This window comes from Tardiphaga sp. 768_D3_N2_1 (assembly GCF_052076105.1).
Classification (GTDB): Bacteria; Pseudomonadota; Alphaproteobacteria; order Rhizobiales; family Xanthobacteraceae; genus Tardiphaga.
This window is the reverse complement of sequence record NZ_CP197245.1, coordinates 2,178,478-2,193,800: the sequence shown is the minus strand read 5'-3', so window position 1 is coordinate 2,193,800 and position 15,323 is coordinate 2,178,478. Positions and strand designations below refer to the sequence as shown.

Here is a 15,323-nt window from a genome sequence, read left to right as displayed (position 1 = left end):
GAAAGATGATCCGATGCTATCATTCTAAGCATGGAAGGTGCTTTCAAAGGTCGCCTTTGAATTGCTCCTTTCAATGGCTATCATGCGTCGATACTGTTCTTCTGACGCATATTTTGACAAAATATAGGAAGATTCTTTCATGGGCGAAATGCTGGATAAGATCAGCCTGCGGATGCTGCATCTGCTGCAGAAGGACGGACGTCTGAGCAACGCCGATCTGGCGGCGAAGATAAATGTCAGTCCCGCCACGTGTCATCGCCGCACGCAGCAGCTGTTTGACGAAGGCTATATCCGTGGTACCCGGGCCGTCATTGCACCCGAGAAGGTCAACCGCGGCGCGCTGGTCATGGTAGGTGTCGTGCTCGATCGCTCGACACCGGAAAGCTTTTCAGTGTTTGAAAAAGCGGTAGCCAAACTGAAATTCGTTCTCGATTGCCACCTGGTCGCCGGCGACTTCGATTACTTCCTGAAAATCCGCGTCGGCGACATGGCCGATTTCAACCGTATCCACGGCACGCAGCTCATTGCGCTGCCCGGCGTCCGCCAGACCCGCACCTTTTTCGTCATGAAAGAAGTCGTCGACAACGCACCGCTGGATTTCTGACGTCCGCAGGCGGCCTCGCATCTCGACGAGGCGCGGCCGACCTAGCCTACAGGTGCCGCATACTGTGCGTCGGTCACCTTCTCCATCCAGTCTGCGGTCTTGCCGTCGAGCGCTTCCTGCATGGCGATATGGGTCATGCCGGTGGTCGGCGCCGCCCCGTGCCAGTGCTTCTCGCCCGGCGGGATCCAGACGGTGTCGCCCGGCTTGATCTCGACGACCGGCTCGCCTTCGGTCTGAAAGCGCCCGACGCCTGCGATCACATAGAGCGTCTGCCCGAACGGATGGGTGTGCCAGGCGGTGCGTGCGCCCGGCTCGAAACTGACGCGGAAGGTCACCAGCCGCGCCGGCGCTTCCGCGACAATCACCGGATCCTGCCAGACCGTGCCCGTGAAGTATTCCTCCGGCGCCCTGTTGGTCGGGCGCGAACCTGCCGGGAAAAGCTTCATGGCACGGTCTCGCTGTTGTTGTGTGCGTTACTTCTTCGACGCGGCGTAACGCGCCTTGGTCTCGGCGTTCATCGGATACAGGCCGGGCAGCGAGGCGCCGTTGTTCACCTCGTTGACGATCCAGGCTTCCATGCGCTCCTGCTCCTCGCCCTCAGCGAGAACATGCTCGAGGAAGGCCTTCGGAATAACAACCGCGCCATCCTGGTCGGCGACGATGACGTCGTCCGGGAAGATGGCAACGCCGCCGCAGCCGATCGGTTCGCCCCATCCGACGAAGGTCAGGCCGGTGACCGAGGCGGGCGCAGCATAGCCGTCACACCACACCGGAAGATTGGTGCCGAGCACGCCTTCGAGATCACGCACAACGCCGTCGGTGACCAGCGCAGCCACATTGCGCTTCTGCATGCGGGCGCAGAGGATGTCGCCGAAAATGCCGGCGTCGGTGATGCCCATGGCATCGACCACCGCGATGCAGCCTTCCGGCATCGCCTCGATGGCGGTACGGGTCGAAATCGGCGACGACCACGATTCCGGCGTGGCCAGATCTTCACGCGCCGGCACGAAGCGCAGCGTGAAAGCCGGGCCGACAAGACGCGGCATGCCCGGACGCAACGGCTTGGCGCCACGCAGCCAGACATTGCGCAGTCCTTTCTTCAGCAGCACCGTGGTGATGGTCGCGGTGGAGATCTTGGACAGGGTGGCAATGGCTTCGGGTGTCAGGGACATAGACGGGGCTCTTGGGTCAGAGGATGCAGGACGTTGAATTAATCGCGGCGCATCTTGCGGTGGAATGCCAGCGCGTCAAGGGCTGCTGCTTCAAAGTGCCATGCAATGTGGTGAAACCTTTGCGATCAGCACGGCTTATCGCCAACATGTGCATTAATTTATTGAAGATGCACGGCTATTTTCAGATTGCGAATTCCACTCGCTGGTAAAACGCGCTATGCATGACTGTCCAATACTGACGTTGTGAGGCCATGGTCGCAGCTCTCTCCCCGCCCCGCATCCTCCCCAGTGGCGATGCTGCCATCACCGTCGAATTCAGCCGCACCATCGACGAGGAAGCCAACCGCCGGGTGCTGGCGCTCGACAAACTCGTCGCGTCCGCCGGCCTTGCTGCCGTCACCGAAACCGTGCCGACCTATCGCTCCCTGCTGGTGCATTACGATCCGCTGCAGATCGGCTTCGATGCCTTGGGTGAGAAGCTGACCGAACTGGCGCTGCAGCCGCTCCCCGAAGCCAAGGCGGCCCGGCGCTGGCGCATTCCCGTCGCCTATGGCGGCGAGAACGGCATCGATCTCGAAGACGTCGCCAAGGCGCTGAACATCACGCCGGACGAAGTGGTCGCGCGCCATGTGGGCGGCGACTACAAGGTGGCGATGATCGGCTTCACGCCGGGCTGGTCCTATCTCAGCGGATTGCCCAGTTCGATGCAGATGTCACGCCGGCAGAATCCCCGGCTGCTGACGCCGCCCGGCACGATCTCCATCGGCGGTATCCAGACCGGCGTGCAATGCCTCGCCGGCCCGAGCGGCTGGCATCTCCTGGGGCGCACCGCCGTGCGCACCTATCAGCTCGGCCGCGATCCGACATTTCTTCTGGAGCCCGGCGACGCCATCACCTTCGCCGCCGTCGACGAGAAGACATTTGCCGAGCAGGACCGCGCGGCCGAGGCTGGCGAATTTGTCGCGGAGCTGATCGCATCATGAGCAAGCTCATCGTCACGTCCGTGAGCCCGGGCACGTCGGTGCAGGATGTCGGCCGGTTCGGCGCACAGCGCTATGGCCTGGTACCATCGGGCGCCGTCGATCGACTGGCGATGGCCGCCGCCAATGCCCTGCTCGGCAACACGCTGTTCGCAGCGACCATTGAACTCGGTCCGTTGAATTCCGTCTTCACTGCCAAAGGCGGCGCCGTCCGGATCTCGCTCACCGGTGCAACACGCCCAGCCGATATCGCGGGCACGCCCTTCAACGTCAATACATCCGTCATGCTGGCCGACGGCGAGAGCCTCAATCTCGGCGTCGCCCGCGCCGGTACCTTCGGCTATCTCGCCATCGAAGGCGGCGTGCGCGGCGAGCCAATGTTCGGCAGCCTGGCCGTGAATGCCCGCGCCGGTCTCGGCAGTCCCTATCCCCGCCCGCTGCAGGCCGGTGACGAATTGCTGGTGGCGACGGCGAGCAGCGCCAACGAGAAGCGCATCGACCTGCCCGCGCCGGTCGAGGGTCCAATCCGCGTGGTGCTTGGACCTCAGGATGACGAATTCGGTGACGCCAAGGAACTGTTTCTGAACAGCGACTGGAAGATCTCGGCGACCAGCGACCGCATGGGCTATCGCCTTGAGGGACCGGTCATCAAGCATCTCCACGGCCACAACATCGTCTCCGACGGCACGGTCAATGGCAGCATCCAGGTGCCCGGCAATGGCCAGCCCATCGTGCTGATGCCCGACCGAGGCACGTCGGGCGGCTATCCGAAAATCGCGACCGTGATCTCGACGGATCTCGGCCGGTTCGGCCAGACCCAGCCGGGCCGCGCTTTCCGCTTCAAGGCGATCACGATGACCGAGGCGCAGGCGGAATACCGCGCCTTCGCCGAACTGCTGCAGAGCCTTCCCGGCCGCGTCCATGATTCCAACATCCTGATGCTGGACATCAAGGCGCTGCTGTCGGCCAATGTCGCCGGCGTCGCCGTCAGTGCAACCGATGCCGAGACGTGGCAGGCGCGATTGCCAGCAAACGCGCACGACTGATTTCGAACCCTCCTTACGAAAGAGCACGACCATGGCGACCATCGATCTGAACTGCGACCTCGGCGAAAGCTTCGGCATGTGGGAGATGGGCAATGACGCCGCGATGATCGAACTCGTGAGCTCCGTCAACATCGCCTGCGGCTATCACGCCGGCGATGCCGACGTGATGCGCAAGACGGTGCAGCTTGCCAAGGCGCGCAACGTCAAGATTGGCGCGCATCCCGGCTATCGCGACCTGCACGGCTTCGGCCGCCGCCCCATCGTCGGCCTCACCGCGCTCGAGATCGAAAACCTGATCGCGTACCAGATCGGCGCCTTGCAGGGCATCGCGGCCATGGAGGGCTACAAGGTCACGCATGTGAAGGCGCATGGCGCGATCTCCAATGTCGCCTGCGAGGACGACATGACCGCCCGCGCCATCGCCGCCGGCATCAAGGCCGTCGACCGCAATCTGACTTTCGTGGTGCTGGCGAATTCCAAACTGGTGACCGCAGGCGAAGCCGCCGGACTCCCGTTGGCGCATGAAGTGTTCGCCGACCGAGCCTATGAGGACAACGGCAATCTCGTCTCGCGCAAGAAGCCCGGCGCAGTGCTACACGATCCCGTCATGGTCGCCGACCGCGTGGTAAAGATGGCACAGACCGGCGAAGTCATCTCGATCACCGGCAAGGTGATCAAGATGAAGATGGACACGGTGTGTATTCACGGCGACACGCCGGGTGCGGTCGAGCTCGGGCGCCACGTGCGAGATGGACTGAAGGCTGCAGGGATTGATGTGACGCCATTCAAGACGGTGCTGTAAGCGCAATTGCCTCCACGTGTCGTCCCCGCCTTCGCGGGGACGACGTGGTGATGGGGGCGCGATCGACCTATCGCCTCTCACCGATCGTTCAACATCCCCTCATGCGGCAGCCCCTCGATCGGGCACTCCTCCACACCAACAGTCGTGCGCGTGATTGCCTCGACATTCTCCCGCGCTTTGTCGGGATTGTTCACCCAGGTCGAATAGAAATCGAACGGACACGCCGCCACACCCTTGTTGCTTTCGCCGGAATTGATCGTGCCGGTGTAGCCGCGATGCAGCAGCTTGAAGAGATGGTTCTCCGACTGGCCGTTGCGACGGGCGTCGCGGATCAATGATTTCGACAGCGCGGCATATTGAATGCCGTAATCTTCCTCGCCGCATTCGCCGAGCGTGCGGCCATCGAAGCCGATGATCGCCGAATGGCCGAAATACGAATAGACGCCGTCGAAACCTGACGCATTCGCCACGGCCACATAGGTGTTGTTGGCCCATGCCATCGCCTTCGCCATCAGCACCTGCTGATCCTTGGCGGGATACATGTAACCCTGACAGCGCACGATCAGTTCGGCGCCCTTCATGGCGCAGTCGCGCCAGATCTCCGGATAGTTGCCGTCGTCGCAGATGATCAGCGAGACCTTGAGGCCCTTGGGACCTTCGGAGACATAGGTGCAATTGCCGGGATACCAGCCCTCGATCGGTACCCATGGCATGATCTTGCGATATTTCTGAACGATCTCGCCCTTGTCGTTCATCAGGATCAGCGTGTTGTAGGGCGCCTTGTGTGGATGCTGCTCGTGGCGCTCTCCGGTCAGCGAGAACACGCCCCAGACCTTGGCCTTGCGGCAGGCCTCGGCAAAGATCTCGGTCTCGTCGCCGGGGACCAGAGATGCAGTCTCATACATCTCCTTCTCGTCATACATGATGCCTTGCGTGGAATATTCCGGGAAGATCACCAGATCCATGCCGGGCAGACCGATCTTCATCCCGACGATCATATCGGCGATCTTCTGCGCATTGGCCAACACCTCGGCCTTCGTGTGAAGCCGCGGCATCTTGTAATTCACGACCGCGACGCCAACCGCGTCCTTGCTGGATGAAATATCGCCGTGATGCATCGCGCAAATCTCCCGTTGTCGGTCCGATGGTGGGCCGACGATGGGAGGGCGGGAATACGTGGATTTACGGATGCGAGAAGCACCGGCTCCTCCGCCTGTCGTCCCCGCGAAGGCGGGGACCCATACACGCTGAAGACAAAACAGAAGCGTGATCGTGACGGCTTGGCGTTTCAATTACGCGATCGGAGGTTATGGGTCCCCGCCTTCGCGGGGACGACACCTGAATGCGTAGTCGGCGCTTGAGCTTACAGTCCCGCGCCCTTCCCGATTGCAGCGTTGAACGACCGATCCACAATCGCATTGGCGTCGAGCTTCTGCTTGATCAGGCCGCTGCGCAGATAGAGATCGATCGTCTTCTGCTCGTCGGCGACCACGCCGTCATCGACCGGTGCAATCCTGATCTGGGCACGGTTCAACCAGTTCAGCGGCACCGACGGCGCCACGTTCATCAGCTTGCCCCAGGTCTGCGCATAGGCATCCGCGTTCTTCAGCGCCCAGGCGCGGGCCGCGGTGAAGCGGCGGAGGTAGTCCTCGAGTTCGGCATGCTTGTCGCGGATCGCATTCGGCGTCGCCACCACAAAGCTCAGCCCCGATGTCAGACCCTCCGCATTCAACACGACGCGCGACTGGAACAGCACCTCTTCCTGACTCACATAGGGCTCCCAGGTCGACCACGCATCGACGGAGCCACGGGTATAGGCAACCTTGGCGTCGGACGGCGCGAGAAACACGATCTGCACGTCGCTGGTGGTCCAGCCCTTCTTCTCCAGTGCAGCGAGAATAAGCTGGTGCCCGATCGAGCCACGGCCGGTGGCGATCTTCTTGCCCTTCAGATCGTCGAAGCTCTTGATCGCCGAGTCCTTCGGCACCAGCACGGCGAGGCCGTCGCCGGTCTGCCGGATCGCGCCGATTGCCTTGACCGGCACATTGGCCGCCGCGGCAAAGGTGAAGGGCGCATCGCCGACCAGCCCGCTATCGAGTACACCGGCGCCGAGCGCCTCCAGCAGCGGGGCCGCTGCGGCAAACTCCTTCCATTCTATTTTGTATGACACGTCCTTCAGCACGCCGGCCGCTTCCATCACGGCGCGCGCGTTACCCTTCTGGTCGCCGACGATCAATGTCGTCTCGGCGCGAGCGGAAGTTGCGAAGACCGCGAGGATCAGGCCGGCGGCGAGTGCGAGCCGTTTCATGCTGCGACAACTCCTTTGGCGGCGTCACGCGCCGCAATCAACTCACGGGTGCGCGGGATCAGTTCGCGGCCATAATCGATGGCGTCGATCAGGGGATCGAAGCCGCGGATCAGGAAGTGACTGACGCCGAGATCATAGTAATCGGCGAACACTTCGGCGACCTGCTCGGGCGTACCGACCAGCGCCGTCGTATTGCTGTTGGCGCCGGTGAGCGCCGCCATCTCGGTCCACAGCCGCTTGTCGATGCGGGTGCCCTGCTCGGCCAGCGCCAGCAGACGCTTTGCGCCGGCCGTGGCATGGCCATCGGCCGGCTTGCGATAGCCGGTCTTGTCCTGCAGCGCGGTGGCGCGGGCGAGAATGTCATCGGCCTTGGCCCAGGCTTTCTCCTCAGTATCGGCGATGATCGGGCGCACCGACAGGCTGAAACGCGGCGCCGTCCGCCCATATTTGGCAGCGGCAGCGCGGACACGGCCGGTGACGTCACGCACCTGCGCGTAAGACTCACCCCACAGCGCAAAGGTATCGGCATGCTTGCCCGACACGTCGATCGCCGCATCGGATGCGCCGCCAACGAAGACATGGATCGGTACGGTGGGCTTCACCTGCGAGAAGCCGCCTTCGACCTGATAATACTTGCCGGCATAGTCGAACGGCTTTTCGCTCGTCCATTCCTGCTTGATGATGTCGAGCCATTCGCTGGTGCGCGCGTAGCGCTCGTCCTTGTCGTCGAGCGTATTGCCATCCTGCCGCAGCTCCTTGGCATTGCCACCGGTGATGACATGCAGCGAGACGCGGCCATGGTGGAAATTCTCGATGGTGGCAAGCTGGCGCGCCAGCACCGTCGGTGCAGTGAAACCCGGACGCTGGGCGATCATCACTTTCAGCTTTTCGGTGACGCCGAGCGCGTGCTGGGCGACTTGCAGGCCGTCCGGCGTGGTCGAATGGAAGGCGAGCAGTGCGCGGTCGAAGCCGGCAAGCTCATGCGCCTTGGCGACGGTTTCGATATAGCCGGGATCAAGCACCGGGCCGGAGCGCACCCGGGTCTCGGATGCGTCGTTATTGGTGATAAAGCCGATGAATTCGACGGACATGGGTCTCTCCACTTCCTGCTGTTGTTCAGATGCCGAGCGCGATACGGCCGGCGGAAATCCTGGTGCTGTCGTCCTGCGGCGTGTGCACGCGGCCACACAGCACGTCGCGGTAATGCCGCTCCAGCGGATTGGCGCGGGTCAGTCCGTGATTGCTGGTCAGGGATAGCGCGTCTTCGACGACGGCAACTGCATTGTTCGTGACGGTGAGCTTGAGAATATTCGCTTCGACCGGTGTCAGCACCACGTCGTCATCAATGTCGCGTGCGAAGGTGTCGAGCAGCCGCGCATTCACCGCGAGCTTCGCCTCGATGCCGCCAACAATCTCCTGTGCGCGCGGCAGCGTCGCCAGCGGCGCGCCGAGGCTCGATGGCGTGCGGGTCTTGAGAAAGTCGATCAGCCAGTCGCGCGCCGCCCGCGCAACGCCGTCATAGACCGCGCCGACCAGCACCGCCTGGATGGTCGACTGGGACACATCCGGCGCACCCCATTCGGCGGGACGACGCACATCCACTTCGTTTTCGAGTGGGATGAGCACGTCCTCGAAGACGACGTCATGGCTGCCGCTGGCGCGCAGACCGAGATGATCCCATGTCTCGACGATCTCCGTGCCCGGCAAACCCGACGGCACCAGGAACACACCAACGCGCGCGTCCGGCTCGTCGGTTTTTGCCCACACGGTGTACCATTTGAGGATCGGCGAACCAGTCGAATAGATCTTGCGGCCGGAGATGCGCCAGCCTTCGGCGGTGCGACGCGCAGTCGTCACCGGCAGACCGCCCCGCGACGGCGATCCCTGATCGGGCTCGACGCGCAGCGCATTGATCAACGCCGGAGCATTCACCGCGTCGCGCGACACCAGCTGCGCCAGATGCGCGGGCCAGTTGCCGCTCCGCGGGATGACCAGATGGTGGATATAGTGCATTGCCAATACGAGTGCGGTCGCCGCATCGGCCTTGCCGACCGCGTTAATGACACGTGCAGTCTCGCGCACGCCGGCGCCCGCGCCGCCCAGCGCCTTCGGCACGGGTAGCGCCAGCAGGCCCGCGTCAGACAGTTCCTTAAAATTCTCGAACGGAAAGCTCGCCGCACGATCATGCGATGGCGCACGTTCCGCAAAGCCCGGAACAAGCAAACTCACTTTGTCGATAATGCTGGGAACCGCGTCCATATCGCACTGCTTTCGGCTTCTCTGATCCTAGAGAATGCCGTTCGGCAGGCGTTACAAGCGGTATCCGGAAATAACGACAGCGGGACTGATGGGCGTCAGGCCCGCAGGTGAAAATTCTCCCCAACCATCACAGGCGAGAATTTTATTCGCGCGTTTTTGAAGCCTGATTCAGGAATCTGCCGCCACGCCGCGGCTACCTGCGATATGGCTCGTGAGCTTCTGCGTGACCTCGCGTCGCAAGGCGTTGAATTCAGGCGATGCCACGTCGCGCGGGCGCGGCAGATCGACCTCGATCTCGCAGTCGATCCGGCCCGGCCCTGCCGACATCACAATGACGCGATCCGCCAGCATCACCGCCTCCTCGACGGAATGCGTCACGAAGATCACCGTGAGGCCGGTGGTGCGCCAGATCTCGACGAGTTCCTCCTGCAGCTTGCTGCGGGTCAACGCATCGAGGGCGCCGAACGGCTCGTCCATCAGCAGCACGTCGGTGTCATTGCTCAGCACGCGCGCGATGGCGACACGCTGCTTCATGCCGCCGGAGAGTTGATGAGGATAGCGATCGGCAAAGGCCGTCAGCCCGACCATGGTCATGAACTTGTCGGTGAGTTCGTTCACGACCTTGGTCGCGAGACGACGATGCTTGGGGCCGAAGCCGATATTGTCGCGCACCGTCAGCCACGGAAACAGCGCGTAATCCTGAAACACCATGCCGCGATCCGGGCCGGGTTTGTCGACCGGAAAGCCATACATGGTGACCGAGCCCTCGGTCACCTTCTCGAAGCCGGCAATGATCCGCAGCAGCGTGGACTTGCCGCAGCCGGAGGCGCCGAGCAGGCAGACGAACTCGCCCTTGCGGATGGTGAGATTGACGCCGCGCAGCGCCTCGACCGGGCCATTCGAGGCCCGGTAGAACTTCTGCACACCGCTGACTTCGAGAATGTCAGGCGCATTTTTCCCGGTGGATTGATCAAGCATGATGCTGCGGACTCCAGCGCAGGAAGTAGTTGCTGAGCATCAGCAGGATGCGATCCGACACGAAGCCGGTGATGCCGATGATGATCATGCCGGTGATCACGAGATCGGTGCGCGACAATGTGCGGCCATCCATGATGACGGCGCCGAGACCTTCGGGCACGCCGGTCATCTCGCCGACGACGATCAGTATCCAGGCAAAACCCGCACCGAGACGCAGTCCGTTGAAGATGCTCGGCAGCGCCGCCGGCAGCACGACCGAGCGGAATTGCTGCGCGCCGCTGCAGCCAAGCATCTCGGCTGCCTCGAACAGCCTGATATCGACAGATCGTACGCCGAACACCGTATTGAGCAGGATCGGGAAGAACGCGCCGAGAAACACCAGGAAGATCGCCGCGCGCGGGCCGAGGCCAAAGAAGATCATCGACAGCGGCAGCCATGCCGTCACCGGGATCGGTCGCAACAGCGACAGCGTGGGATCGAGCAGCTTGCGCAGCAACGGCATGCGCCCGATCATCAGGCCGAGCGGAATGCCGATCGCCGCCGCGCAGAGAAAGCCGCCATAGACACGCTGCACGCTTTTCCAGAAATGGATCGGCAGACTGGCGCTATAGGCATCGTCATAGATACCGCCGAAGGCGAAGTCCCACATCATGATGGCGACGCCGGCCGGCGACGGCACCAGCCGCGTGCCGGTCCAGCGCACCATGACGTCCCAGATCACCATCAGGCAAACCGGCACGATCAGCGCGAGCGCGACCGTGCGCACACGCTGCATGCCCAGCCCGCCCTTCCCGGCCGCAGGCAACGGCGGCGTCTCCGCTGCCGGAGCAAGCTCACTCCTGCTGGACGCCTCGCCCATCGTCGTTTGCAAACTCACGACACGCTCACGTGGCGGCCAGTGCCTTCACGAAGCTCGCATCGATGAAGGTCTTGTAGTCCGGCTGCTGGCGGATCTGCTTCTTGGCCAGCATCTGGCTGCCGTAATATTCCGCCTGCTTCATGAACTGGTCGTCGATGTTCCAGGTCAGCTCCACATTGGGCGCCGCCTTCTCGATCGACGGCTTCTGCTGGCCGAGCTTCTGCATCGCGATCGCGATAAAGGCTTCACGGTCCTTCATGGCATATTCGGCGGCCTGACGATGGGTCTTGAGCAGCGCCTTGATCAGCTCGGGATCTTTCTCGATCAGCTCGCGGCGGGTGGCCAGCACCATGTTCAGCGAACCTGTCGGCGTGGTGTAGGGATATTCGACGATTTGCCCGACGCCATTGGCGAGGCTGATGCCCGGGCCGGGCTCGGCGCCCACATAGGCGTCGATATCGCCGCGGGCGAGCGCCGGCGCCATGTCGCTGAAGGACAGGCGCACGGACTCGACATCCTTCACCGTCATCCCTTCAGCCGCGAGGCGATCGAGGATCACGACTTCCTGGGTCGAGCCCGGCAGGATGGCGACTTTCTTGCCCTTCAGGTCCTTGATGGTGTTGATCCCGGAATCCTTCTTGGCGACGACGGCCATGCCGCGATTGCAGGCAGACGCGATCACCACGATCGGCTCGCCATTGGCGCCGCCCAGCGTCGCCGCGGCAAAACCGAAAATGCCGAAATCGACCGTGCCGGTCACGACGGCATTCTTGCCGTCCGTCGGGGTCTCGAACGGGATGACCTCGAACTTGATGCCGGCGGGCGCGAATTTATCGTAGAAATACGGCGTGACGCCGTGAATGAGCTTCAGCGTCCCGATCTTGACCACGCGGTCGGCAGCGAATGCCTTGATGCTGGTCGTGGACAGCGCCGCGGCAATGGCCGTCAGGCGGATGAAATCGCGTCGGTTGGTGCTGTACATGTCATTCCCTCGGGCTGAACCGTGTGTCAGCCCAAAAGGAATGCAATATCCATGCCTCGTATACAGCTATCGGTGGAGCATGCCCCCACCCGCAACGGATCATAGCCGGGACGGGCTCACCACGTCGCATCCAGCCCGAGCAGCCCCAGTATCTGTCGCCGCAACTCGGCCAGATGGGGATCGCCGCGATGGCGCGGATAGGGCCGGTCGACCGTGATGTCCGCCGTCACACGCGCCGGCCGGTCGCTGAACACGATGACGCGATTGGCGAGGAACAGCGCCTCCTCCACGTCATGGGTCACCAGCAATGCCGTGAAGCCGTTGCGCTGCCACAGCGAGACCAGCTCGGCCTGCATCGTGATGCGTGTCAGCGAGTCGAGCTTGCCGAGCGGCTCGTCCAGCACGAGGATACGCGGATCGTTCACCAGCGCCCGCGCCAGCGCGACGCGCTGCGCCATACCGCCCGAGAGCTGATGCGGATAGGCTTTGCGGAAGGAGCCGAGGCCGACGAGATCGATCGCGGCATCGACACGGTGACGCTGCGTCTTCAGGACGCCCTGCGCTTCCAGCCCGAGCGCGACATTGTCCCAGACAGTCCGCCACGGAAACAGCGTCGGGTCCTGAAACACCACGACGCGGGACGGATACGGCCCGGTGATGGCGACGCCGTCCTCATCCAGCGTGCCGGCGCGCGGCGGCTCGAGACCGGCCACGAGGCGCAGCAGCGTGGACTTGCCGCAGCCGGAGGGCCCGAGCAGCGCCACGAACTCGCCCGGCGCAACGCTGATGCTGACATCGTCGAGTACCGGCAAGACGCTGCCATCGATATCGAAGGCGTGGCTGACGCCCTTGATGTCGAGCGACGCGCCGGTCGTTGCGGATTGAAACGGTTTTGCCAGCGCTACCATTTGACGACGCCCTTCTGCCAGACCAGCAGGCGGTCGCGGACCTTGAACAGCAACGTGATCGCGCCGGAGCAGAGCAGCGACATCACGATCAGCGCCGCATACATGTTGTTGTAGGACGCCCAGCCCTGCGCCCATTGCAGATAGAAGCCAAGCCCGGCCTTGACGCCGATCATCTCGGCCACGACCAGCACCGCAAAGGACGCGCCGAGCCCCATGAACAGGCCGACGAACACGTGCGGCAAGGCTGCGGGGATTGCGACCTTGGTCACCAGAAACGACGGCCTGGCGCCAAGCGTTCGCGCGACGTCGTAATAGGCACTGCTGACGCTGGCCACACCCGACCAGGTCAGAACCGTCACCGGAAAACCGGTGGCCAGCGCGATCAGGAACGTGCTGGCGCTCCAGGCCGACGGGAACGTGAAGAACGCAATCGGGAGCCACGCCGTCGCCGGCAACGGTCCGATGAAGCGCAGGATCGGATGCACCCAATAGCCCGCGAGCCGCGACCAGCCGATGGAGACGCCGGTGAGGAAGCCCACGACCGCGCCGATGAAATAGCCGCCGAGCTGCAGCTTCACCGAGGCGAAGGCGCTGTCGAGCAGTTTCGGCAGATCGTCGGTATAGACCTCAACGATCGACTGCGGCGGCGGAAAGAACGGCAACGGCAACCAGCCGAATTTTGCCGTGGAAAGCTCCCACAGCGTCAGGAACACTCCCAAGGCAAGCAGCCATGGCGCGCGCCGCTGCACGCCATCGCCGAATTTGCCGAGCGCTGCCTGCGCCGTGGTTGCAATCGCGATGCCGCCAGCAATCGCGAATGCCGTATAGGCCACTGCCTCGGTGCGTGGCCAGTCGCCGATATCCGGCCATCGCAGGCACGACAGGCCGAAGGCCAGCCAGGCAAGCCCTGCCCCGATCCCTGTGATGCTGAAACGAAGCCTGCTGACGAATTGAAGTCCGCTATCGCCAGCAATCAGCGCGGTCTCGCGGTCACCGCCAAGCGATGCGATCTCAGACGCGGAATACGTCGGCATAGATGCGCTCCGCGAATTTGGTGGTGTCGGTTGACGGCTTGAACACCGAGACCGTCTTGAGATCGTCGGCGTAGGATTTCAGCTCGCGCTTCAGCGCATCGCCCACGGGGTGATGATGATGGGTGTGGTACTTCACCATGCCCAGCAGATCCTCGACGGTGGCATTCTTTGGTGCGTAAGGCTGGAACGACTTCGCAGCCTTCTCGGGATTCTGCGATACGAACATCGCTGCATCGAGCAGCGCCTGCGTCAGGCCGCGCGCGACCAGTGGATCGTCACGCAACAGGCTGCCACGCACGCCGACGATGCAGCAGCTGATATCCTTGTAGGGGCCGTCGAGATTGGAGCCGACTTCCTTCAGCTCGCCATCCTTGAGCCAGAGATAGGCCAGCGGATCGGATGCCAGTCCGATCTGTGCCTCGCCCTTCTCCACGGCGAGCCGCACGAGGTTGCCGGGATATTGCCGCCACTCGACGTCCTTGTCCGGATTGAGGCCGGCCTTGGCGAGCTGGATCGAGAAGAAGTTCTTGTCAGGCCCGGCCATATCGCCGACCGCGATGGTCTTGCCCTTGAAATCCGCAACGCTCTTAACCTCCGATTTCACCGGCGCCAGCGCGCGCAGGCAGCCGCCATGGGTGCCGGCGACGATCTTGACGTCGAAGCCCTGCTCCAGCGGCTTCAGCCAGCGCAGCGCCATGCCCAGGCCCGCATCGGATTTTCCGGTGGCAATGGCTTCGAGAAGCTGGTCAGTCGAGCCGCTATAGTTCACCAGCTCGACGTCAAGGTTCTGCTTCTGGAAGAAGCCATGATCGATCGCAACCGGCAACGGCGCGAGGCAGACCGCGCCGGCATTCCAGGAGAGCTTCAATTTTCGCGGGGCGCCGGTGAGTGCTGGCGCCTCCGATGCGGTCCTGCAGATCGGAAACTCCGAGAAATCGATGGGTGACGCCTGCCGGAACGGAAAGGCCTGCGCGCCCCATACGCCGAGTGGCGCCGCCAATGCGGCCGCAGCGCCGCCGCGCAGCAGCGACCGGCGATCCATCAGCGGCTTGCGGTTGTGATCATCATTCGACATCTTGTCTCCTTGCGATCGGCACAGCGCTGCCCATGGCCGCAACGCATGGTGTTGCGGCTCGCGCTGATGCGATGGTCAATGTGTTGAGTGGAAGCTCAGCCGTGAGAGTCCGACGACTCCCGCCCCTGTGATTTCAATGGTGCGAGGATGCGCAGCGCGATGCGCAGGGTCAATGAAATGGAATTTTGAATGTCGCGGAAGTTGGAGAGATTATCTTCGCTGACGAGCGCTCGCAGAGATAACTACAATTCGCGCCGAAGATCTGTTCTATATGAGAGCTTGCTGACAGCGGCTTCGTTCTCGATGTCGCCCGCCC

The 15,323-nt window shown here is 63.0% G+C and carries 16 protein-coding genes; 4 read left to right on the top strand and 12 right to left on the bottom strand.

Annotated elements, in window-relative coordinates; all coding sequences use genetic code 11:
• Window positions 1-139: 139 nt before the first annotated feature.
• Complete coding sequence (locus AB8A27_RS10060; protein ID WP_441241777.1) at window positions 140-604, top strand: Lrp/AsnC family transcriptional regulator; 465 nt, start codon at window positions 140-142, stop codon at window positions 602-604.
• A 41-nt stretch (window positions 605-645) separates the two neighbouring features.
• Here AB8A27_RS10060 and AB8A27_RS10055 read toward each other — a convergent pair whose 3' ends face one another.
• Together AB8A27_RS10055 and AB8A27_RS10050 are read right to left on the bottom strand one after the other, a co-directional pair.
• Complete coding sequence (locus tag AB8A27_RS10055; protein ID WP_441241776.1) at window positions 646-1,050, bottom strand: (R)-mandelonitrile lyase; 405 nt, start codon at window positions 1,048-1,050, stop codon at window positions 646-648.
• 27 nt (window positions 1,051-1,077) lie between these two features.
• Complete coding sequence (locus AB8A27_RS10050) at window positions 1,078-1,776, bottom strand: ribonuclease activity regulator RraA (protein ID WP_441241775.1); 699 nt, start codon at window positions 1,774-1,776, stop codon at window positions 1,078-1,080.
• Window positions 1,777-2,027: 251 nt separating this feature from the next.
• On the opposite strand from AB8A27_RS10050, the gene pxpB reads away from it, so the two are divergent.
• From pxpB to AB8A27_RS10035, 3 genes are read left to right on the top strand one after another with little or no spacing between them, the layout of a single operon-like run.
• Window positions 2,028-2,759 carry a 5-oxoprolinase subunit PxpB gene (pxpB, locus tag AB8A27_RS10045; RefSeq protein ID WP_441241774.1) on the top strand — a complete coding sequence of 244 codons (732 nt, stop codon included), beginning with the start codon at window positions 2,028-2,030 and terminating at the stop codon, window positions 2,757-2,759.
• Entirely contained in the window at window positions 2,756-3,802 is a 1,047-nt protein-coding gene (locus AB8A27_RS10040) for a biotin-dependent carboxyltransferase family protein (RefSeq protein ID WP_441241773.1), read from the top strand. The genes pxpB and AB8A27_RS10040 overlap by 4 nt, the downstream gene beginning before the upstream one ends.
• Window positions 3,803-3,833: 31 nt before the next feature.
• The gene (locus tag AB8A27_RS10035) at window positions 3,834-4,604 is read left to right on the top strand and encodes a LamB/YcsF family protein (RefSeq protein WP_441241772.1); all 771 of its coding nucleotides are present in this window, start codon (window positions 3,834-3,836) and stop codon (window positions 4,602-4,604) included.
• Between the two features lie 77 nt (window positions 4,605-4,681).
• On the opposite strand, the gene AB8A27_RS10030 is transcribed toward AB8A27_RS10035, so the two are convergent.
• The 10 genes from AB8A27_RS10030 to AB8A27_RS09985 all read right to left on the bottom strand — a co-directional run bounded on the left by AB8A27_RS10030 (window position 4,682) and on the right by AB8A27_RS09985 (window position 15,007).
• Window positions 4,682-5,722 carry an aliphatic amidase gene (locus AB8A27_RS10030; protein WP_115028745.1) on the bottom strand — a complete coding sequence of 347 codons (1,041 nt, stop codon included), beginning with the start codon at window positions 5,720-5,722 and terminating at the stop codon, window positions 4,682-4,684.
• 245 nt (window positions 5,723-5,967) lie between these two features.
• Window positions 5,968-6,912 (bottom strand): ABC transporter substrate-binding protein, encoded by a 945-nt coding sequence (locus tag AB8A27_RS10025; protein WP_441241771.1) that lies wholly within the window; start codon window positions 6,910-6,912, stop codon window positions 5,968-5,970.
• The gene (locus AB8A27_RS10020; protein WP_441241770.1) at window positions 6,909-8,003 is read right to left on the bottom strand and encodes an LLM class flavin-dependent oxidoreductase; all 1,095 of its coding nucleotides are present in this window, start codon (window positions 8,001-8,003) and stop codon (window positions 6,909-6,911) included. Before AB8A27_RS10020 ends, AB8A27_RS10025 begins: the two co-directional genes overlap by 4 nt.
• Before the next feature lie 25 nt (window positions 8,004-8,028).
• Window positions 8,029-9,171 carry an acyl-CoA dehydrogenase family protein gene (locus AB8A27_RS10015; RefSeq protein WP_441241769.1) on the bottom strand — a complete coding sequence of 381 codons (1,143 nt, stop codon included), beginning with the start codon at window positions 9,169-9,171 and terminating at the stop codon, window positions 8,029-8,031.
• A gap of 168 nt (window positions 9,172-9,339) precedes the next feature.
• Window positions 9,340-10,149, bottom strand: coding sequence for an ABC transporter ATP-binding protein (locus AB8A27_RS10010; RefSeq protein ID WP_441241768.1), 810 nt, complete (start codon window positions 10,147-10,149; stop codon window positions 9,340-9,342).
• Window positions 10,142-10,924, bottom strand: a complete 783-nt coding sequence (locus AB8A27_RS10005; RefSeq protein WP_441244871.1) for an ABC transporter permease — start codon at window positions 10,922-10,924, stop codon at window positions 10,142-10,144. Before AB8A27_RS10005 ends, AB8A27_RS10010 begins: the two co-directional genes overlap by 8 nt.
• A gap of 109 nt (window positions 10,925-11,033) precedes the next feature.
• Entirely contained in the window at window positions 11,034-11,990 is a 957-nt protein-coding gene (locus tag AB8A27_RS10000) for an ABC transporter substrate-binding protein (protein WP_441241767.1), read from the bottom strand.
• A 116-nt stretch (window positions 11,991-12,106) separates the two neighbouring features.
• Window positions 12,107-12,898: an ABC transporter ATP-binding protein gene (locus tag AB8A27_RS09995; RefSeq protein WP_441241766.1), complete on the bottom strand. Its 792-nt coding sequence runs from the start codon at window positions 12,896-12,898 to the stop codon at window positions 12,107-12,109.
• Window positions 12,892-13,932 carry an ABC transporter permease gene (locus AB8A27_RS09990; RefSeq protein ID WP_441241765.1) on the bottom strand — a complete coding sequence of 347 codons (1,041 nt, stop codon included), beginning with the start codon at window positions 13,930-13,932 and terminating at the stop codon, window positions 12,892-12,894. The genes AB8A27_RS09995 and AB8A27_RS09990 overlap by 7 nt, the downstream gene beginning before the upstream one ends.
• Window positions 13,910-15,007, bottom strand: a complete 1,098-nt coding sequence (locus AB8A27_RS09985; protein WP_441241764.1) for an ABC transporter substrate-binding protein — start codon at window positions 15,005-15,007, stop codon at window positions 13,910-13,912. Before AB8A27_RS09985 ends, AB8A27_RS09990 begins: the two co-directional genes overlap by 23 nt.
• Window positions 15,008-15,323: the final 316 nt, after the last annotated feature.